General features: G+C 60.3%; 22 protein-coding genes. 8 read left to right on the forward strand and 14 right to left on the reverse strand.

Annotated features, from left to right (window positions below; translation table 11 throughout):
* Nucleotides 1-20 precede the first annotated feature (20 nt).
* A complete protein-coding gene (gene panD, locus NKJ89_RS04320) occupies nucleotides 21-473 on the forward strand; it encodes an aspartate 1-decarboxylase (protein WP_352600195.1) in 453 nt (150 codons plus the stop codon).
* A gap of 53 nt (nucleotides 474-526) precedes the next feature.
* Here the strand turns inward: panD and NKJ89_RS04325 are convergent, their stop codons facing one another.
* The 11 genes from NKJ89_RS04325 to NKJ89_RS04375 all read right to left on the reverse strand — a co-directional run bounded on the left by NKJ89_RS04325 (nucleotide 527) and on the right by NKJ89_RS04375 (nucleotide 7849).
* A complete protein-coding gene (locus NKJ89_RS04325) occupies nucleotides 527-2263 on the reverse strand; it encodes a relaxase/mobilization nuclease domain-containing protein (RefSeq protein WP_352600197.1) in 1737 nt (578 codons plus the stop codon).
* Entirely contained in the window at nucleotides 2250-2513 is a 264-nt protein-coding gene (locus NKJ89_RS04330; protein ID WP_352600199.1) for a hypothetical protein, read from the reverse strand. The genes NKJ89_RS04325 and NKJ89_RS04330 overlap by 14 nt, the downstream gene beginning before the upstream one ends.
* Nucleotides 2510-3298, reverse strand: coding sequence for a lytic transglycosylase domain-containing protein (locus tag NKJ89_RS04335; protein WP_352600201.1), 789 nt, complete (start codon nucleotides 3296-3298; stop codon nucleotides 2510-2512). The genes NKJ89_RS04330 and NKJ89_RS04335 overlap by 4 nt, the downstream gene beginning before the upstream one ends.
* A 304-nt stretch (nucleotides 3299-3602) precedes the next feature.
* Nucleotides 3603-3929, reverse strand: a complete 327-nt coding sequence (locus NKJ89_RS04340) for a DUF736 domain-containing protein (protein ID WP_352600203.1) — start codon at nucleotides 3927-3929, stop codon at nucleotides 3603-3605.
* 45 nt (nucleotides 3930-3974) lie between these two features.
* Nucleotides 3975-4535 (reverse strand): S26 family signal peptidase, encoded by a 561-nt coding sequence (locus NKJ89_RS04345; RefSeq protein ID WP_352600205.1) that lies wholly within the window; start codon nucleotides 4533-4535, stop codon nucleotides 3975-3977.
* The gene (locus NKJ89_RS04350) at nucleotides 4532-4999 is read right to left on the reverse strand and encodes a DUF2840 domain-containing protein (RefSeq protein ID WP_352600207.1); all 468 of its coding nucleotides are present in this window, start codon (nucleotides 4997-4999) and stop codon (nucleotides 4532-4534) included. Before NKJ89_RS04350 ends, NKJ89_RS04345 begins: the two co-directional genes overlap by 4 nt.
* A gap of 319 nt (nucleotides 5000-5318) precedes the next feature.
* The gene (locus tag NKJ89_RS04355) at nucleotides 5319-6203 is read right to left on the reverse strand and encodes a replication initiator protein A (RefSeq protein WP_352600209.1); all 885 of its coding nucleotides are present in this window, start codon (nucleotides 6201-6203) and stop codon (nucleotides 5319-5321) included.
* Between the two features lie 17 nt (nucleotides 6204-6220).
* A complete protein-coding gene (locus tag NKJ89_RS04360) occupies nucleotides 6221-6511 on the reverse strand; it encodes a helix-turn-helix transcriptional regulator (RefSeq protein WP_095084952.1) in 291 nt (96 codons plus the stop codon).
* A 133-nt stretch (nucleotides 6512-6644) separates the two neighbouring features.
* Entirely contained in the window at nucleotides 6645-7178 is a 534-nt protein-coding gene (locus NKJ89_RS04365) for a DUF2285 domain-containing protein (RefSeq protein ID WP_352600211.1), read from the reverse strand.
* Between the two features lie 52 nt (nucleotides 7179-7230).
* A complete protein-coding gene (locus NKJ89_RS04370) occupies nucleotides 7231-7584 on the reverse strand; it encodes a transcriptional regulator domain-containing protein (RefSeq protein WP_352600332.1) in 354 nt (117 codons plus the stop codon).
* Nucleotides 7571-7849 carry a DNA -binding domain-containing protein gene (locus NKJ89_RS04375; RefSeq protein WP_352600213.1) on the reverse strand — a complete coding sequence of 93 codons (279 nt, stop codon included), beginning with the start codon at nucleotides 7847-7849 and terminating at the stop codon, nucleotides 7571-7573. The genes NKJ89_RS04370 and NKJ89_RS04375 overlap by 14 nt, the downstream gene beginning before the upstream one ends.
* A gap of 79 nt (nucleotides 7850-7928) precedes the next feature.
* On the opposite strand from NKJ89_RS04375, the gene NKJ89_RS04380 reads away from it, so the two are divergent.
* Nucleotides 7929-8156, forward strand: coding sequence for a helix-turn-helix domain-containing protein (locus NKJ89_RS04380; RefSeq protein WP_352600215.1), 228 nt, complete (start codon nucleotides 7929-7931; stop codon nucleotides 8154-8156).
* 219 nt (nucleotides 8157-8375) lie between these two features.
* On the opposite strand, the gene NKJ89_RS04385 is transcribed toward NKJ89_RS04380, so the two are convergent.
* Nucleotides 8376-9587, reverse strand: coding sequence for a DUF932 domain-containing protein (locus NKJ89_RS04385; protein WP_502904085.1), 1212 nt, complete (start codon nucleotides 9585-9587; stop codon nucleotides 8376-8378).
* A gap of 402 nt (nucleotides 9588-9989) precedes the next feature.
* On the opposite strand from NKJ89_RS04385, the gene NKJ89_RS04390 reads away from it, so the two are divergent.
* On the forward strand, nucleotides 9990-10514 hold the full coding sequence (locus NKJ89_RS04390) for a Ros/MucR family transcriptional regulator (protein ID WP_352600217.1): 525 nt from the start codon (nucleotides 9990-9992) through the stop codon (nucleotides 10512-10514).
* Nucleotides 10515-10603: 89 nt separating this feature from the next.
* Here NKJ89_RS04390 and NKJ89_RS04395 read toward each other — a convergent pair whose 3' ends face one another.
* Nucleotides 10604-10915, reverse strand: coding sequence for a DUF736 domain-containing protein (locus NKJ89_RS04395; protein WP_352600219.1), 312 nt, complete (start codon nucleotides 10913-10915; stop codon nucleotides 10604-10606).
* 861 nt (nucleotides 10916-11776) lie between these two features.
* Here NKJ89_RS04395 and NKJ89_RS04400 point away from each other — a divergent pair.
* Entirely contained in the window at nucleotides 11777-12058 is a 282-nt protein-coding gene (locus NKJ89_RS04400) for an HU family DNA-binding protein (RefSeq protein WP_502904086.1), read from the forward strand.
* A 231-nt stretch (nucleotides 12059-12289) separates the two neighbouring features.
* Here NKJ89_RS04400 and NKJ89_RS04405 read toward each other — a convergent pair whose 3' ends face one another.
* Nucleotides 12290-14419 carry a ParB/RepB/Spo0J family partition protein gene (locus tag NKJ89_RS04405; RefSeq protein ID WP_352600223.1) on the reverse strand — a complete coding sequence of 710 codons (2130 nt, stop codon included), beginning with the start codon at nucleotides 14417-14419 and terminating at the stop codon, nucleotides 12290-12292.
* A gap of 706 nt (nucleotides 14420-15125) precedes the next feature.
* Between NKJ89_RS04405 and NKJ89_RS04410 the strand changes: the two genes are divergently transcribed.
* Genes NKJ89_RS04410 through dbpB (NKJ89_RS04425) form a run of 4 tightly spaced genes read left to right on the forward strand, consistent with a single transcriptional unit; the run spans nucleotide 15126 to nucleotide 19601 of the window.
* Nucleotides 15126-16091 carry a hypothetical protein gene (locus NKJ89_RS04410; RefSeq protein WP_352600225.1) on the forward strand — a complete coding sequence of 322 codons (966 nt, stop codon included), beginning with the start codon at nucleotides 15126-15128 and terminating at the stop codon, nucleotides 16089-16091.
* Nucleotides 16088-17227 carry a DGQHR domain-containing protein DpdB gene (gene dbpB, locus NKJ89_RS04415; protein ID WP_352600227.1) on the forward strand — a complete coding sequence of 380 codons (1140 nt, stop codon included), beginning with the start codon at nucleotides 16088-16090 and terminating at the stop codon, nucleotides 17225-17227. The genes NKJ89_RS04410 and dbpB (NKJ89_RS04415) overlap by 4 nt, the downstream gene beginning before the upstream one ends.
* Nucleotides 17227-18516 (forward strand): tRNA-guanine transglycosylase DpdA, encoded by a 1290-nt coding sequence (gene dpdA, locus NKJ89_RS04420; protein WP_352600336.1) that lies wholly within the window; start codon nucleotides 17227-17229, stop codon nucleotides 18514-18516. The genes dbpB (NKJ89_RS04415) and dpdA overlap by 1 nt, the downstream gene beginning before the upstream one ends.
* A complete protein-coding gene (dbpB, locus tag NKJ89_RS04425; RefSeq protein WP_352600229.1) occupies nucleotides 18513-19601 on the forward strand; it encodes a DGQHR domain-containing protein DpdB in 1089 nt (362 codons plus the stop codon). Before dpdA ends, dbpB (NKJ89_RS04425) begins: the two co-directional genes overlap by 4 nt.
* Nucleotide 19602 lies beyond the last annotated feature (1 nt).

Here is a 19602-nt window from a genome sequence, read left to right on the forward strand (position 1 = left end):
ACACGAAGGGCAACAGACCAATGCGAAAAATCGTCGCCGGCAAACTGCACGGCATCCACGTTACCGAAGCAAACCTCAACTACCATGGGTCGATAACGCTGGACCCTGCCCACTGCGAGGCAGCCGGGATTCTGCCCATGGAATTCGTGGAGATATGGAACAAGAATTCGGGTGCGCGGATTTCGACCTATGTCATTGTCGGCGAGCGAGGCTCACGATGCTGCATCCTCAACGGAGCGGCCGCCCGAACATGCCAGCCTGGAGACCAGATCATTGTCTGCAACTCCATTTACCTGGATGAAGCACAAATCACCTCGTTGAAGCCTCGGATCGTCACTTTCGATCAAAACAACCACATACTTGATCGCCTAACCTACTCAGTCGACCTTGATGCAAATGGCCGATACACCTTCGCCATCCTTGACGAGGCGAATACGGCCCTGGCGATTCCTGCCCTGGTCTCCGGGGCATGACTTGTCTCCTACGCAGGCACGAGGTTGTCCGCTGAGGCGACGGCCAAAACCGCTCAAAGTCCGAGACCTCGTTTCCTGCCAAAACTCCAATCCACAGCGCCACTAGCGCGGGCGACACCCGATACATGGCTGCTGACTTGCGTCTCAAGGGATGGCGACCAAGGCACGAGCTTGAACCCGAGCCCGTCATCGATCATGGCGAAGCGGCCGGAGGCTAGCGAAAACCTCTGTCGATAGATGCCGCCTATATGGTCGCCCTCAGCAGCCTTCGTGAACAGAAGCCCCGTCTCATCGGCGACCCGAGCGCCGAGTGCTTCAAGCTCCCGGCTGCGCAACACATCGATCAGGTTGCGGGCGAGGATGGCGCGTTGACCTTCGCGCCGGGCGAGGCCCTGCTCGATCAGATGATCAGTGCGATCCTTCAATGCCTGCCTTACGGTCGCGCCGAAGCCGCCCTCCCCGAGTTCAGCCGAGTCGCGCGCAACGAGCTGACGGTCGAGCCAGGTAGCACCCTCAGCGTGAGTCTGGTCCGCTACTGACAGATCGGAGCGAACAGCGAGTGCAGCACGGTGGCGTCCCTTGGCATCCTCGTAACGGCGAAGCTCGACGATGGAACCGGGCGCGGAATCGCCAGTGGCGTCGAGATCAGGAAACCGGATGTGGTGCGTACGTCCGTCGATGCCGTCGACGATTGCGTAGGCCGAGCCACGCAACTCGTCGTCCACTCCGCGTTCCAGCAGCCGCCCGATGACGGGCGTGTCGATTTTTTCGGCCGCCAGGACATAGCCCGCCGTTTCTCTGTCGATACCATGACCAACAAGACTGCGGTGCATGCGCTTGATGACGTCGCCGCGCTCACCGAGCGCGCGCAAGGTGGGTTCGGCTTCATCCGCCACGATCCATTGACCGGGACTGACCTGGTTGGCGAGGCCAAGGTTTTCCAGCTTGCGGAGCCGTCCAACCTTGAGCGTCAGGAACTCGTCCGGCTGGCGATCTGGATGCGGCGCGAGATCGATGATGCCATGAGGATCGGCATCGCGAACAAGCTGGCGGTCGAGCTGTGTCCAGCGCTCCGTATCGACCTGTCGTTCGATTGTCCGGCGGATGTCGTGGTCGGTCCGAGGTCCCAGGGTCTGGGTGAGGATATCGCTTGCCCGATCGCGCATGCCCTGGCGGATGTAGTCGCGTGAAATGACAAGGTTCTCGCCATCGTCGGCGACGCCGCGCACCAGGATATGAACGTGTGGATGCTCGGTGTTCCAGTGGTCGACGCCGATCCAGTCGAGCCTGGTGCCAAGATCGCGCTGCATGTCGGTCATCAAGTTGCGGGCGAAGCCTTTGAGGTCCCCCACTTCAGCCGCATCGTCCGGTGAGACAATGAAACGGAAATGATGCCGGTCCTCCTTGCAGCGATCGGAGAAGGCATCATGATCAGCCTTGCCCGTGTCAGGCCCAAACATCTTCGCCTTCTCGCCATCGCGCGTGACGCCGTCGCGGCGAAGGTATTTAAGGTGGGCGGCGAGCGGCGTCGATCCCTTGAACTGACGGATGATACGCGCCTTGACCACGACGCCACGCGAGCGGCCGTTGATGAGGCGATTGGCCCGGATGCTCGCTGACCTGCCGCGGCCGAAGGTCGAGGCGCGTGGCGAGGTGATCTGGCCCTTCCGCGAGATATGGCCGCCAGCTCGCTGAGCCGCAGCAAGCGCCTGGAAGATGAAGGGCCGCGCCCGCTGGCCGCCATGGGAGCGGATGCGACCCGGCCGAATGCGGAAGTCATCCCTGTTCACGGCCGTTTTCCCGCGAGGTGCGGTTTCTATTGGAAAGATTGACCAAATGGCAATCGCGCACCTCGCCGATTGCCGGAGAACATCGCAAAACGGCGTCAAAATCATAAGGAAAACAAACAACCGACCGAGCCGCACATCGCGGCCCTTTATCCTGCCATCCCTCTCCGTCCTCTCTCACGGCCAATCCTCCCACCGCAATTTCCGCGACGGAACAGACCGGAATGCGATTGACCAGGAGTGCTACGATCATTGTGGTGTCTCGGACGAACCATGCACAAACGGGCTCCGAATAGTGGGTGGCGGATTTAACGCATGATCACTGCGGGAGCCGATCGGTTGCGGTACGAGCGCCGTAAGATCGGTAACCCCTTCACCCACCGGTGTTCGTACGCTGGGTGAGCGGATCGCTGTGAACACAGTCTCGACGGGAACGTCGATCTCGCGCTCGCCTTGCGAAGTTGAGCCATTCCGCATGTTCACGACGCTCGCGAAAATCGCCGCTTCGAGTGCGCTCGCCCTGCCCGCTCCTCGATGTGCGCGCATCGGAATGGGAACCGAACCATTGATCAGGGGCGCCAGTTTCCTGATGTAGTCGATCGTCTCGCGCGGAAGTGGCCGGCCGGTAACAAGATGATCTTCGTATCGCCCAGGACCGGCATTGTAAGCAGCGAGGAAGCCGTTGCGGCCGAAGCGGTCGAGCATCTCGCGCAGATACGCTGCACCTGCAAAAATGTTGTCGCGCGGCTGATAAGGATCGACACCGAGGCGGTACTTGGCGCGCAGTCCTTGCCATGTCGCCGGCATGATCTGCATCAAGCCCATTGCTCCTTTGCTCGACACCGCATGGACATCACCAACGCTCTCGACATACATGACGGCGCGAAGCAATTGCTCGGGAAGCGCGAAGCGTTTGGCCGCTTCCCGGATATGCGTCGACCAGGGATCAGCGGACGAGATGGTACTGCTGGAGTGCGCCGGCCGCTCACGGTGCGCGGAAGGCTCAGCACAGACAATAGACGCCGTAAGGGCGACCATGACGCTTGCAGACAGCGCTGCAATGCCTCGGCTGATAAAAGCACCTGCACCACGATCCCGACGCGCCTGCAGCCTGCCACCGTGCTCGCTTCCGTCAAGGGCAAGGCTTCGCCGGCCGGACTTGCTTGCCGCAAACTGCGGCGCGACGAACGTCCTGAACGACGGGCAAGCGTCCGACCGCCCTTGACCTGCGCTGCGCGCGGCGGCCGCCTGATAGGCGATCGGGTCGAAGGGTTTGAACGGCGGCCGATCGATCAAAGGGTTTGACGCAGAAAGGCCGCTGAGGCGCAATCGGAGCATCCGATCACCCTCGCTCGTCGCGCTTCGACGGCCGGCTCCAGTGCAAGGCCCAGACGCTTTTCTCGGTATCGGACTGAAACAGATTGGCGCGGATCGGTTGCGTGAAGGACGGATCGTCGATGGAGACGGACAGATAGACGCCAGCCTTCTCGCCGGTGCGATCCCACGCCGCGCCGATCTCCATGCCTTCGCAGAAGACCCGATGGTCTGGCGCGTTTTCGGCGTCCGATTTCTCGGCAGGCAGGATGGCGAGTTTCGCGTCGAGCGTCAGCGTAGAGAGGTTACCGAAGAAGCCGTCGTCGTTGCGGGTGAAGGTGCCGATCTGGGCCATTGTGTTGCTCCTTTCATGAGCGTTCGTGAGGGTTGGTGCGAGCCGTCACGGCTCGCGGCGATCCGGTTCGCCGGAATCATCCGGTACCGGCGAAATGCGGTCGTTGGTCCAGACCGGGACCGCGCGGCCGATGATCGAATTAAGCGGGAGTGGGCCGAAATACCTGCCGTCGAAACTGTCAGCCGAGTTCCAGTTCATGAGGAAGACTTCACGATCGGCAATGATGCGGCAGCCCTTCCAGCCGGGCAGCGGCCGGCCACGACTGTCACGATCGAGCGCACGTCCAAAGGCCACGCCGTGGACGATGATGGAGGCGCCTCGCCGGCACACCATCGTGCCTCCGAGTGCCAACACATGCTTCAGCAGCGGCACGCCGTTCGGCAGGTATTCGCGTTGGGCAAGCAAATCCGCCAGCGGCTTGGGCGGCATGACGACGGCGATATCAGAAATGCCGATCCGGTCGACCGGCTCGACGTGGTAGAGCCCGGCCGGGACGCTCGCTGACGCGTTCCAGATGAACTTCGGTCGATGGTCGATCCATGCCGGCGCGGCGACGAGGACCGCGCCGCCGAACATCGCGACGATGATCGTTGCGCGCATGTTCATCGCTCAACTCGGCGGCGCAGGAGCCATGCCTCATGGCGCTGGCGCGTGTAGGGCCTGGGCGCCTCGCGCGCGGCGAACCTGCTGTGGGCGTGCCGCCAGTAGTCCGGCGACACATCAATGGGATCGATGCCGATCGCTTCGATAGCGTCGATGATCTTCAGCACCTTCTCGACGTTCGGCCATCCGATAACTGTAAGCAGGATGTCGGCGCCAGGCCGCACATAGGCGACGACGGTCGAGCAGCGCTGACCAGCGGCGACGGCGCGCAGGATATCGATGCGCGAAGCGACAGTGCCGAAGTCGTTCGCGGTCCAGCGAACGAAGGCGAAGATACTGCCTGGCGCAAAGGAGACGACACGACGGCTACGGTCAATGTTCCTGTTGGAAGCAACCTTGCCGAACCGGATGTAGTTCTCGATCCGCTTCTTCAGCCACAGAAGTTCGACGTGGGTGAGATTGCTCATACTGGCCCCCGTGATCGGAGGTCAGCAGCCAGCATGGCGAAACGAGGGGCGGAGAAAACCGTCGTGCTCCACGAGGAACAAGGGACATCGATCATTCGCGACCTGTCCGAAAGATCATGGCTGCGCTGTCGTCCACAGCCTCGTGGATCGGCGCTTTCAGTTAGAAAGAATCCGAAGGATTCACAGTTAGAAACGTTAGAGGAGCGGGTTCGGCAATCGCTGCAATGGCTTAAGCCCGATTCCGGTTCCTGATAGCACGGGAATCCGGTTCCCGATGGCACGGGAGTTGCGGTTCCTGATAGCACGGGCCTGTCCACAGTCATTTCACACCCCTAGTGATGCGGCCACGTGGCGCGAACGGCGTTGCGCTGGCGCTCACGAATGGATCGACAGGGTTGAGTTGGAAGTTCAGGCGTGACCGACCGTCGGGGTCGACGGAGAGTGCCAGCCGGTAGCCCGGCAGTGGCTGGCGTCGCACGATCTCGCGTAGGTCGAAGGTGAAGCGCTTGAAGGGCGACAGGCTGCCGGACTTCACGTGGAGGTGGCCGAGATCAAAGCTCCAACCATGGGTCTGGCGGCCACCGTGCTTGCGAACGAGACGATAAAGCCAGCGCTCCAGGCCGCCCGTTAGCCCGAAATATTGGCGGTCGATCGTGAGAATAAGTGCATCGTCGATGACGCCGGCATAGAACCAGTCGGGCAGGACGAGTTCGATGCCGAGTGGGCGCCCGTTGGCGTCCATTCGCTCCTTCCATTCGTTGATCCAGGAAAAGCGATGTCGCCGCCGCTCGGACGACTGGCGGATAGAAGTGGCAACCGTCGTCGATTGCAGCCGGTCAAGCGCGGCTTTCAGCCTGTCGTAAGAGTGAGCGGAGTCGCCACGCTCGATGAATGCAAGGATCTCATACGGCGTGGCCGTCATCAGACGCGACGTGCGAAGGCCTTTGTCACGTGCATCGACAATCTGACTGGCTGCCCAGATCAGGATGTCGGCGTCCCAGATCGTCGCCATGCCATGTTCGATCGTCGCCTCGACGCGGATCGAAACCTCGCCCATGCGAAAGTCGATCGGTGTCACGCGGCGGGATTTGGCGAGTGAGAAAAACGGCCACGACATCAGGTCTTGCGCATCGCGTGGCGTGATCACACTGGCGCGCGCGCGGAACAGATCAAGCTGCCCCTGATCGGTCGATCGAAGCTGCATTTTCTTTGCCCGCAGTATCAGGAGACGCGATGGCGCCGGCCGGCATAGGCTGGCGCGCGGGCGGCATGCGGCTTGGCAGGCGGAACAAAGGTCGCGTTGGCATCGCTGGTGGACGTGCGCGCACCAAGCTCGATCCAGGCGTGCAGATCGTCGATGTCATAGAGGACGCGACCACCGACTTTGCGGTATTTTGGTCCGGTGCCGTACGTCCGGTGCTTTTCTAGCGTGCGAGCGCAAAGGCCGACGATTGGTGCCGCCTCCTTGGTTCGCAGGTATTTTTGGGGCGCGTCCGCGGGACCCTTCGACATCGCTCGATCTCCATTCGGTTCTGCTGTCGTCCTGGCCTGCCGGGACGCGCGAAACGGACGATGGTCGAAATGAGAAAAGTCGAGGGAGGGCAAACATCGGGGGCTGTGTTTTTGCTCCCATGGGAAGAAGGACTCAGCGATCGGATTTTCGGCCGCGGCTGTGTGGATAGAAGAGAAGGTCGCGGTAGCCACCCCCGACAAGTCGATCGGCCCTTCGCAGGATCGCCCGAACCTTGTGCCGGAGATGATGGTCGCGCCAGTCTCGAGGCGCGACCGGCTCTCGTGACAAAAGCACCTCCGCGATCTCGCGGTAGACAGCCCCTGCACGACGGGCGTCATGAGCGCGCAGATTGAGAATATGCCTCGTCTTCGCTTGCTTCGGCACCGCGCCGTAGACCGGGCCAGGTGGTCGATGGTCGAGCGCCCGCCAGAACCGGCGCGCTGCGTCGAGCCGTGTCTCGAACGCCGCATCGAGTGGCAGGATGATAGCGTTGAATTCGGTCGCGCCGTTGCGGAGGTCTGTGACGAGATTATTTGTCCCGGTCGATGCAGGCCAAAGAATATGAAGCTCGTCGGCTTTCCAGACGGCGGCGCCGCTGAGTCTGGAAGGTTGAACAGTCTGATGCGAAGGGCTGACTGACGATCGGATTTGCGTGGCCCTCAGCACGCGCGGCGAGGCCTGTTCCGTCCAGACGATGTTCCCAGCTAACGGAAGTTCGTCACCGGTGACTGTGAAATCGCGCGCCCCAACGAGCGATGAAGTCGGGGGGACCAACAGGTTCTACGGCACCTGGGAGATGTGACGAAAGCTGACCCCACTCGGCGACAAAGTCGTCGTTCCTGATCAGATACTCGGCAGCGAACTCTGCAGGCATGTAGCCTTGCATGTCCGCGTAGGCTGCCGGATCGGTCCAATCGCCTTGCAATGCGCCAAATCCTCTCCCGGTACCCGCATCAGGCTGCGGGCTTCGGGATGAGCATCCCTGCCGATACGCAAATCGGGTAGTTGGAGAGTCGGCAAACCGCTGTGCTGATTCAGCAAACCATGGCCTTGGACGCTCAGTGTGGCGCACCGCCTGCAAGAAGATATCGGTAGCCGTTCGTCGTCATCCAGCGGGCGCGGGCAAGATGCGTCTCCCATGATCGGAACGCCCGCTCTGGTTCCTCAGCCGGGTCTATATGCAGGACGATCCTGGCCACCTCGCGCCAGTCCGCATCTTCAGCCGCCGCGTCGAGCAGGCGGATGTAGGTGAGCAGCCGCTCCTCATCATACCCGGTCAAGATCGAGGAATCTGGAGCAACGTCGGCAACATCGGGATCAAGCAGTGGTTTGAGCAAACGCGATTTCCATCTTTGAAGGCACTTTGTCGAGGATACTCCGTGGTTGAATACTCGACAAGGCGTTGCACTCCCGTGCATGGAAATTCGCGAGGTGTTTGCGCGCAATCTGAGGCGGCATCGGCAGGCGGCTGGGCTTTCGCAAGAAGAGCTTGCCCACCGCGCGGAAGTCGATCGCACCTATATCAGTGCGTTGGAACGCAGCGTCTACGGCGCGACGATCGACGTCGTCGACAAGCTGGCAAATGTTCTCGGGATTGAGGCCGCGGACCTTCTAAGGCGACCTCCATTGCGCGTCACAAAATAGAGGGCAATTTGCTCCCATTTGTCTTTGTTAGCACTCATGACATCAGTTGCATCGCGAGCCGGGCAGAGCCCGGCGAGCGGCCGCCGTGTTCAAAAACGGCAGCACGCGCCGACCCCGATAATCTGGTCGCTAGATATTCTTATGCTATGGCGGTCTCGTTGATGCGGCGGACCTGATAGGCCGCGCGGCGAGACGTTCGCTGCGCGGCCTTTCGTATGCTCATGCCGCCTTTTCCAACAGGGCCTTCGCCCTGCCTTCAAGCTCCAATCGGCTATCCTGATGCGCCTTGGTGCGGGCATGCGCGGTCATGCCCTGTACGAAATCGAAGATGCTCTCTGGCGGGCGGCCTTCCTCCTGCAAAACCGCCTCGATGATCCTGCCCGTTTCGCCCTTGGAGAAACCGCGCTTGCGCAGGAAGTTTTCGCGGTCCTCGTCGGTGCGGGCGACGATCTTCTCACGCGCGGCTTTGATGCCGGCGATGAACGGCGCGGGGCTTGAGTTCGCAAAGCGCTTCAAAGCGGGTGCTGCCTCATGAGCAAAACGAAGTGCTGCGAACTTCGAATGCCGGATGCTGATTTCTTCAAAGCCTTCCACCCCCCACAGATTGCGGTTCATGCAGACGGCGCGGAGATAGAAACTCGCTATGCCCAGAGTCTTCGAACCGACTTCCGAATTCCAGCAGTAGAAGCCGCGAAAATACAAATCCGGTTCGCCATTCGGAAGGCGTCCGGCTTCGATCGGGTGTGTGTCATCCACCAGAAACACGAAGACGTCGCGGTCGCTGGCGTAAAGTGTGGTGGTGTCCTTGATGATGTCCACAAGCGGATTGTGCGTCATCGTCGCCCAATCCAGAACGCCCGGCACCTTCCACATGGTGTCGCCGGTGCCATTGCCCGCGATCTTCATGACGGCGGTGACAAGCTCATGATCCCAGATGCGGCCATAGTCCGGTCCAGTCACGGCGCGAAGTTCAACGCGTCCGTCCTCCGTCTCGAGTGTCTTCATCAACTCTGCCCGATGGCTCAACAGACCGTGCTGCAAATTGATGCCTGCCAGAGGCGCAGGAAGCTGGCGCATGTAAGTTGCCGGTGCGCCGACAAGACTGCAAAGCTGGCCGAAGCTCCAATGCGTAGGCGCAATCGGTTGCTCCTGCCCGGGGACGATAAGCGAAAGCCGCTCTGAATTGTCGCGGGTGGCTTCGACGCGCAGGGCGCGACTCTCGACGGTGCGGGCGGTGGCGTGATCCGCTCGCTGTTTGACGGCATCATAAAGCTCGGTGAGGCTCAGATAGCGCTCGTCATCGGGACGCGAAAACCATTCCGAGGAAACTCGTCCGATCCTCTCGCCGCGCGAGATATCGACGCGAAAGCCGCTGGAAATCGCCTGCTGCCGGATATTGCTCTCGCTGTTGATAATGGTGGTCATGTTCATTGTGCTCACTCCTTTTTCCGTTGATGCCGAAGGCATGTCTCCCGGCATGCCTTCCGGGGGCGCGTGAGCGCGCGGGAGTGATGGGGGCCAATGCCGGCGCGCGGAGCCGGGCTGCACGGTCGAGCGGAGCGGATGGAAATTGATCACGACAATTACTGCAATCGGCCGCTTTGCGAGCCGGCGGCCCTGCTCTGCACAGGCGGCATTGGCGGGGAAGCGAGGGGAAAGTCTCCTCGCTTCCCTCAAACGATCGGAAAGGTGTTTACACAGGCGATTCGAACAAAAAAGGCGAAGCTTCAGAATTGAGACTGCGCCAATGGGGATCGTAGCGATTGCAAATAATCTGCCTGCGAGTAAACAGGCAAGATTGTACAGTATGTCCACAAGACCAGAGGAAAGCCCATGACCGCCGCCCCGGATCAGGAAGATCGTACCGATATCGTGTCGATCGCCGCCGACATTGTCGCCGCCTATGTGTCGAACAATCCACTGCCGGTCGGAGAGTTGCCTAAGCTGATTGGCGACATCCATGCCGCGCTGCAAGGGATCGGCACGCCGGCGACAGAGGCTGTGGTCAGGCAGGAACCGGCGGTTTCGATCAGGAAGTCGGTGACGCCGGATCACATCATCTGCCTGGAAGACGGAAAAAAGTTCAAATCGCTGAAGCGCCATATCGGAGTTCACTACAATCTGAGCCCCGAGGAATACCGACAGAAATGGAACCTGCCCGCCGACTATCCGATGGTGGCACCGAACTACGCGGCCACCCGCTCGGCATTGGCGAAGGCATCGGGCCTCGGGCGAAAGGCGGCAGCGCCTGTAGCGGAAAAACCCAAACGATCTGCTCGCGCGGCGGCAGCGACAACAACCCCAGCGGCAGTCAAGTCGCCGGTGAAGAAGGCACGCAAGGCAACCGTCAAAGCTTAGTGTGTTGCACCTGACAAAGGTGCCAGGAATGGCGGACCTGAACATGGCGAAGCCCCGCCTTGCGACGGGGCTTCGTTTGGTGGGCCGGATCACTCGGCGGCGCGGCGGGACCAGATGAGCGAGAAATCGCCCTCGGTGTCGGTCTCGACTAGGCTCGCATAGATCGGAGCGGGGAAGCTTGGATCGTCGAGCTTGACGGAGTGGTAGTCGCGACCTTCGCGCGAGGTCTTCTTCCATGCCGCGCCGAACTCGGTGGCACCGGCGAAGATGCGGAAGTCGGGGCCCTTTTCGTTGTCGCCTTCGGCTGGGGTGAACGATACCGACTTGACGTTGAGGTTGAGGGTCTTGACCGAGCCGGAGAAGCCGTTTGCAGTGCGCGAGAATGTGCCGATCGTGGCCATTGTGGTGGTTCCTTCCGTTTTCTCGGGCCGCGCCCATCGCGGCCTCGATGGTGGTCGTGGGACCGGAGACGATCGGTCCGCATCCCGGAGGGGCTGAAACGGAGTGGAAGACGGCGACGCGAGGCTTTCTTGGACCGCGAGGAATGGACGCGCAGCGGCCAGGGGAAGAAAACGCAGCGACGCCGTTGCGGGAAGACGATCGAGGCTGAGCGAAGCGAAGACGGTCTTCGGTCAGACCCAATCCATTCGAGGGCGCCGTGGGCGTGGCTTGGAATGACCAGACAGAAGGGAACGCCATGACGGCGACGTCGATCGCTCACGCACATTCTCGCGCACCGCGAATGCTAGGCCATTCTGGCCAAAGACGTGAACCTTCGCTTCTAGCGCCAGGGCGGTGTTGGTCACTACGCCCAAAACAGGTGACGAAGACATGGCTCGACTTCCCAGATTTTTCAGCTGAACCGCCATGCATTCGAAGCGGCATGGAAGGTGACTGCCAAGGGCAGCGGCCATCAAGCTGCCAAGTACCACAACGATTCCTGTTTCCGACAGATCCGATGCAAGCCTGGCTGCTATCGAAGGCGAGGATGACCTCGTCCCACCTGATCCGCCGCCGCATTGCCGAATGATACGACTACGGTGACGCTTCACGCACGATGAGGCATTGCCGGGAAAGGGCCGCCTCCCCACCGGGCGTCTGATGCCGCGATTGCTGCCTGACTTTGTCTCGATAAGAGTGGGGGAAATTTCCGGTTCTTGCATTGGTTTGCCCCGATTCCGCTTGTTGGGGCGATGACAGTGCGGAATCGCCTGTGGCATAAGGCCAGCCGTTCAACCAACACAACAGATGGGATGGAAACGATGGCTGTAAACACGATCGATATTGCCGAACGCCTTGCAGACGGGCATGGCCTGTCAAAAACCCAGGCAAAGACCATGGTCGAAGATGTGCTGAAGCGCATTGCGGAGGCCGCCGCCCAGGGCGAGGAAATCAGCCTCAACGGGTTCGGCAAGTTCAAGGTGCAGAACAAACCGGCTCGTGAGGGACGCAATCCATCTACTGGTGCGACGATCAAGATAGCAGCTTCCAAGAAAGTCGTCTTCCAGCCGGCAAAGGCTCTCAAGGACGCAGTGAACGGCTGATCATCCCTGCAGAACGACGATGCGTCCTGTCTGATCGCGAGGCGCTGTCGTGTGGGGCGATGGTGGCCGCAGGCCACGATCATCAACGGGTTCTCGATCGCTTCTCATTGCTGCCGTTCGCAGTGTCATGCTGGTCGAGGTCTCCGGCCCCGCCATCAGCGCGGCCGAAAGGTTCTCGGACCTGACGGCAAAGCTGGCCGGAACCGCGCTGCGGCTCCGGCCGTTTGCGGCTCACTCGGCGGCAACGTTGAAAGGCTCGCCTTGCTCGGCCAGGGCGCTGCTGTCGGTGAGCACAGCGTCCGCCATGTCGGGCTGAGCGGGTTCCGGCTCCAGTTCGGCAACGGCCGCCGATTTGGCATCTTCACCTTCCTCGTCATGCCATTTGGCGAACACTGGACTTTGCTCGGTGCGCAACACCGCAGGCAGCCATCCGGTTCCGGCGAGCAACTGCTCGGCGGCTTCGGCCATTGGCTGCTTTTTCAGGTCCGACAGCCTGTCCACTGCTTCGTTGCTGGCAGCGTCGCGTACGGCGTCGAGGATGTGTGCCTTGGTCACGCGCCCGAGATAGGTCCGGACGGTCGGCCTCCAATGTGCGGTCATGTCGAGGCTGACCGCCGTCGCCAGCCTGTCCGCCGTCTGGTTGGCGAGAGGCTTGCGCTCCCAAGGCTGCTTTACGGCATTGACGGTGAGCGAGGCGCAATGGGCGAACAACGCCATGATGCTTGCGTGGTCGAGCGACGCGATGAAGTCCCACAGGTCGGCCACATCGCGCGGCATATCCGCAGCCCACTCGGCATGTCGATCCGCCAGTGCCTTGCCAGCCGCCGTATCCTCAATGCCGTCCGCGTGACCGGCGAGGTAGACGCTGGTAGGGCGGATTTCGAGGCAGGGGGCTTCGGCACCCTGATAGAAGGTCTGCGCGGCAAGCGTATGGGTCACCGCGACAAGGGCGATGTTCGGCTGTTCGCCTAGCGCAAGCCGAAGCCCAAGCGTCCGATGAGCGGTCAGGTCGCGAATAAGAATATCAGACAGCGGCTTGCCGTCGTCCTCCGCTTCTTCCTCGTTCCCACCATCGCAATCCGAACCGGTGCCGGCTTCGATGATCTCGCCATCGTCGTTGACGGCGTAATCTTCGCCGCCTTGCAGCGTTACCGCTTCCGGCTCCGGCAACTCATCCTCGGCGCGAATGAAGCCACGTTCGATGCGCGCCGATCCGTCATGGGCAAGCACGACGAACACGCCACCGCGCGAAACAATATCAGGATCGTAGGCGTGACGCAGAGTGTCGATGCGCTCGATTTCCGCTTCAAGCTTGCCGAAACGCTGATCGACATCGTCCGGCAGTTCCTCGGCACTATCCCATTCCTGGGTGAGCCGGTTAAATTCGTCGGATGCCGTCGCATAGGCGGCTTTATCTTCTTCCGACAAATCCACAGGTTGCGGATAGGTGCGGCGCAAGCCGTTTGCGTGCGGGTAGTCGATATGGACATCCGCCCATTTCCAGCCCTCGGCCTGCCTGACGGCTTCCGAGATGCCTTGCAGCTTCTCGATCACCAACCGGTCGAGCAACGCAGCATCCTCGTAGAAGCCGCCGCGATCCTCGGTGAACAGGTCGCGCAGGATGGCGCCACCGGCTCCCATATAGGCTTCCGCGCCGACAAAGATGGCGCGGCGATCACTCGCCGCAACATGCGTCCGCGTCAGTTCGCGGCGGATGATGTAGGGATCGCGATTGTAGGTGAGGTTGTCGAAAACCTGTTCCTGCCGGGCGTGATCGTCAGTGATCGCAAACGCCATCAACTGGTCGAGGGTCAGATCGCCGTCGCGGTAGACCTGTATCAGCTTCGGACTGACCGCGCCGAGCCGCAGGCGCTGGCGTACGACATGGGCGGTGATGCCGAAGCGGGCAGCAATCTCCTCCGCACCCCATCCTCGTTCCTCGTGAAGCTCCCGGAACGCCTCGAACTGATCTGCGGGGTGCATATCCTCCCGGGTAATGTTCTCGTCCAGGCTGATCTCATGCGCGTCGTTCACGGTGTCGACGATGCAACGGATCGGTTCGGTCTTCTTGATCTGCTTGCGCTTAGCGCGCAGCAATTGCGCCAGTCTGCGGCCCTCGCCGATGCTTACGAAGTAGAAGCCGGTTTCCACGCCCTCGCCGTCACACTCCGGCTCCACCACAAGGTTTTGTAGGATGCCCTTGGCGGCGATGCTTGCCGCATAGGCTTCGATGATCGCCCCGCTGTGCGGGGTCTTGCGCGCATTGCGCGGCGACTTCTTCAACTTGTTCAGCGGAATGAAAACCTCGATGCCGCGATCGCTGACAGTTCCGGTCTTCGCACTCGTTTCAACAGTGGTCATGGTTCTGATCCTTTCCCGTTAGATGCCGAAGGCATGCCCCTCGGCATGCCTTCCGGGGGCGCGTGAGCGCGCGGCAGAGAGGGGGGCGCATGCCGGCGAGCGGAACTGGGCTGCGCGCCGAGCGAGGCGGATCGGATCAGGTCAGACGATGATGGGCAGTTGCCGCCTTGCGAGCGGGCGGCCCCGCTCTGTCGCAGGCGGCATTCGCGGGGGAGAGATGGCCGAGACCATCTCTCCCTGTGCAGATGTTGGAAACCAGAGTTTAGCTAATGGATGACCAAACTCATTCTAGACCGGCCGCTTGGCGACTGGTGGATGCGACGATTACGTCATTGCCCCCCTGCTTTCGTTGCCTCGGGAATTGCATCCTGGCGGCGCTCGCCCCGATTGCGGATCAGGCCGTCATTGAACATCTCCTTGACTTGCTCGAGCAGCTAAGACGGCTGGCCTCACAGATAGTTGGCTGACATTTCCACCTTGGCCTTTGCGCGCCAATGCCCCGATAACTGCAGCCCTCAAAGACGAAGCCGTCATAAGGCCAGCAGTTGTTCGTCCCTCAAATCGAAAAACCGGCAATTTCCTGTAGCTGTTTGGCCGCAATTGTGCTACTGTCTGCATGTTGTGGCATGTCCTGCCCGATACACTAGATGCAGAAAAAATATCTGTTGCGCGAAATCAACCAAAGTCATTTGAGGCGCAGTTATCGATGAAATTGATGACAAATGTCGCGTCGGCTGGCTATGTCGGAAGCGCACCAGCCGCCGTGGTCATCACTATCTGCACCCTTCGAAAGAAGAAGCGACCACCTCTCACGGCAACACCAGTTTCTTTGCCAATTGGTCCACAGGATGCCATCCAAACCGCTTGGATAGAAAAGCTACGCGCGCTCCAGCCCGAGGTCCTTGCCGGAGCACTCTATGCTGGTCGAGGGTTTGGACTGGCGACCCAGGCGGCAGAGATCGCTGAGGCCAGACTCTACATCATTTCTGCCGGATTGGGCCTGGTGGCCGCTGACCGGCAAGTCCCCCTCTACGGACTCACCGTCTCCAGCGGATACTCAGAGTCTGTCGCCGCCCGGATCTCAAGTGAATTCGATGTCGACGCTTGGTTTTCCAGCCTGCTGTCAGGTCCGCATTCGGATCAGTGGGCCGATGTGTTCGGCCAAAGTTCAGGGCGGGTGCTGATAGCACTCACTCGTCCTTATGCCGAGATGGTGGGCAAAAGCCTCAGTGAACTTGAACCTCAAGCCTTGGCGCGATTGCGAATCTTCGGCGCGTCTCTTGCACCAGCCTTGCCGGCTGCACTCCGCCCATCGCTTGTGCCGTACGACGATCGGCTGGATGCGATCCTGCCAGGTACTCGTGCCGACTTTTCTCAACGAGCCGTGCTCCACTTTACTCGGTTGGTGGCGGTCAACCGCAACTCATATGACCGGGATGCCGACTATGCAGCCGTGGAGGCGGCTCTGAGCGCGGTGACGCCCCCCGAACGCATGCGCCGGCCGCGCCGCAATGACGCGGAGATTGTCCAGCTAATTTTGGCACGACTTCATACGCAATCAGGTATTGCACGAATCCTCCGCGCGCTTCGGGATGAAGAAGGAATTGCGTGCGAGCAATCGCGGTTCAGTCGTCTCTACCGGACTGCCATGGATCAAAGGGAAGCAGCATGACCCGTCCGCGAAGGACCAACGAAGCAATGCTGGCTGTTCGCGCCGTCCGTACCGAACAGGCCGACAAGGCTGTCTATGCATTCTTTGTCGCCGGCGCCGATCTTCTCAAGTTTGCGGAGATCAGCCGCGTCCACCGCGACGGCGAAGGCTCCTTGCAGGGATTTCAGCGCAAAGGCATTAAGAGCCACGTTCAAGCGATCACGGAGTTTCTTGATCAGGGACCTGTACTATTCCCAAACGCAATCATTCTCGCGCTTTCGCCGCGCGCGCGTTTCACCCAGACGCGGGGCGAAAAGCCGGGCGGCGACGTAAAGTCGTGCGAGGCCGGAACATTGCGAATCCCGCTTCCACACGACGGCCCAAAAGCGGCTTGGATAGTCGACGGCCAGCAGCGTTCGATTGCCCTGTCTCAAGCTCAGAACAAGAGCTTCCCTGTCCCTGTCGTCGCGTTTGTGTCGGAAGAACTGTCCGTCCATCGCGAACAGTTCATCTTGGTCAACAAAGCCAAACCGCTCGATCCTCGGCTAATCAATGAATTGCTCCCAGAAGTTGACACAGCCTTTCCGCGTGACTTGTCGTCTCGGAAAATCCCGAGCGAACTCGTCAATCTCCTTCAGGTCTCTCCTGATTCTCCCTTCCAAGGCCTTATTAAAAGGCTTTCGGAAGATTCCGCGATCGCGGTGATCACGGACTCAGCATTGATCAAGGCGATTCGTAATAGCATCAACAGCGCTCTTGGCGCTCTTGCTCCGTACAAGGCGACCCCCGAATATCCCGCCGATGTCGATGCAATGTACCGTACGCTTATCGCTTACTGGACTGCTGTGCGCCGCGTCTTTCCTGAGGCGTGGGGTCGCCCACCGACCGAAAGCCGGCTAATGCACTCTGCAGGCATCGAGGCGATGAGTCTTTTGATGGATCGCATGATGTCGCGCGCTGCTCCTGGTACGGACCTGCTGCTACACGCGACCGAGTCGCTGACGCGCATCGCTCCATACTGTCGCTGGACCAACGGCCGGTGGGCGGAGTTGCAGCGCGACTGGAATGAGATTCAGAACGTTGGACGCGACATCAAATTGTTGTCTGGGCATCTAGCGCGCCTTGACCACATGCATGCCTTTGCAAAGGTCGCGTGATGCAATTCGTTTTCGCTGACAGCGTCGATACGATCGATCCAGAGTATGACTTTGTTGCTGATCGCAACGGCGCGGGCCGATCGGTTCACCGCGATGACCAGTATCCACACGAGTTCCTAGAACAGGCACCGTATGACGGTATCCTAGTTTCCCGCGGAATCGTCGGCGATGCTCGCCAGCCAGGAAAGTATTCAGAAGCTCAGTTGATGCGCTTTCGTCGCGAGGGCGCTCGACGATTTCTCCGCTATCCGATCGATCGATTTCCGGGAAGCTTGTTGATAGGCGACTGCGGCGCCTTCACCTATCGGAACCTACCGGAACCGCCCTATAAGGCCGACGACACAGCGGAATTCTATGCTGATGCCGGCTTCACGCATGGATGTTCGCCCGATCACCTCATCTTCGACTTTGACGACCTTGGGGTGACGCGGGCCTTGGACGACGTGCCAGATGATGTGCGCCGTCGCTACGAAATTACGCTGCAGAACGCGACTGAGTTCTACAAATCCGCCAAGAGCATAGGCCCAGGCTTCACGCCGATGGGGGTCATACAGGGTTGGTCGGCTGAGAGTATGGCGCAGGCTGCCCGCAACCTGGCCAGCATGGGATACGACTATTTAGCGATCGGCGGCACCGTGCCGTTGAGGATCGATCAGATTCGCCGAGTCCTACAAGCTCTGCGTGATGCTCTCCCCGATCGGGTTCGACTGCATCTTCTCGGTTTCGGGAAAATCGAGGAACTGGCCGTACTGGAACAGTACCGTGTAACCAGTTTCGATACGACGTCACCGCTCTTGCGCGCCTTCAAGGATGCCCGGAAGAATTACTGGGTGCGGACGCCCAACGGCGACCTCTCGTACTACACCGCAATTCGCATTCCGCAGGCCACCCAGAACAACAAGCTCAAGCATAAGGCGCTGGAAGGCAGCCTCAACCAGGAAGATGCGAGGCGTCTTGAAGACGCCGCGCTTCGCGGCGTGCGTGCCTACGCCGACGGTGGCGCGACCCTCGACCAAAGTCTTGATGCCGTGATGGACTATTGGGCCGCCCTGAATTGGCACGACGAGGCGTCACCAAGCCGTCGTGCCGACGCCGCAACCCGACAGCGCAAGGTCTACGCCCACACCCTTGGCGATCGTCCCTGGGAGCGATGTAACTGCCGAGTTTGTCGGGAGAGCGGCGTGGAGGCCGTGATCTTCCGCACCTCAAATCGCAACAAGCGACGCGGCATTCACAACCTCCACGTCTTTCACACCCATTTGAGCGAATTCCGACGGGAGAGCCTATGAACAAGCAAGATTTTCTTCGGTTTGATGCGCTGGCACCGGTTCAGAGCGAGAAACTGACGGTCTTCACCTTCATTGCGAATGCTGCGGAAGTTGCACGCATTGCTCGAATCGAGCGGGCGGGTCGCGATGATGGCGGCGCGCTCCAAGGTTTTCAGCGACCGCAGATCGCGGGGCACATTCGCGAAATCCGTGATTATCTCGAAAAGCCGAACTCAATCTTGCCCAATGCTATCGTGGTCGCCTTCATGGGGCACGCTTGGTTAGAGCCGGCGACGAATCCGGAAAGTCGCCTCTGCCAACTGGTCATAGATACATCCAAGGGCCCGCCCGGTTGGATCGTTGATGGACAACAGCGCTTCACGGCGCTTTCGGAACTGCGAGGCCGCGACTTCGAGGTGCTCGTGTCGGGTTTCCTCTGTGAGACAGAGGAGGAACTGCAAAAACAGTTCATCCTCGTGAATAACACCCGTCCGTTGCCAAAAGCGCTGGTGTACGAACTGCTCCCAAAAGTGGGAGATCTGCCGCACCGCATGTCAAGTCGATCACAGGCGGCACTGGCCACAGAGGCGCTTAACTATCGCAAGGGATCGTCCCTGAGGGGCTTGATCAAGCAACAGACAAACCCAAAGGGAGTCATTCGAGATACCGTTCTGCAGCGGGTAATCATGAATTCTCTAAGTGACGGAGCACTGCGTCTTTATGCGGGTGAAGATCAGCTTTTGCTTGACCAGGGCGTCACAATGATGAGCGAGTTCTACCATGCAGTGCAACACGTCTTTGCAGACGATTGGGCCGGTAAGACGCCCAAGACGTCTCGGTTGATTCATGGCACGGGCATTGTCGCGCTCGGGTATGTTATGGACTTTCTCAACAGCGTTACCGGCGCTGCCACACGCGACGAATTCGCGAATGGCTTACGGCTGCTAAAAGGAAAGACCGCTTGGAGCGAGGGCGAGTGGGAGTTCGGCGCTGAGCGCCGACGTTGGAATGGACTCCAGAACGTTCCGTCCGATGTCCGCCAATTATCACTTCACCTAGTCCAGGTCCTCAAGCGGCGCCTGGCCGAATCCGCGCGGGCAGCGTGAA

The organism is Mesorhizobium sp. M0047, from assembly GCF_040323315.1.
Classification (GTDB): Bacteria; Pseudomonadota; Alphaproteobacteria; order Rhizobiales; family Rhizobiaceae; genus Mesorhizobium.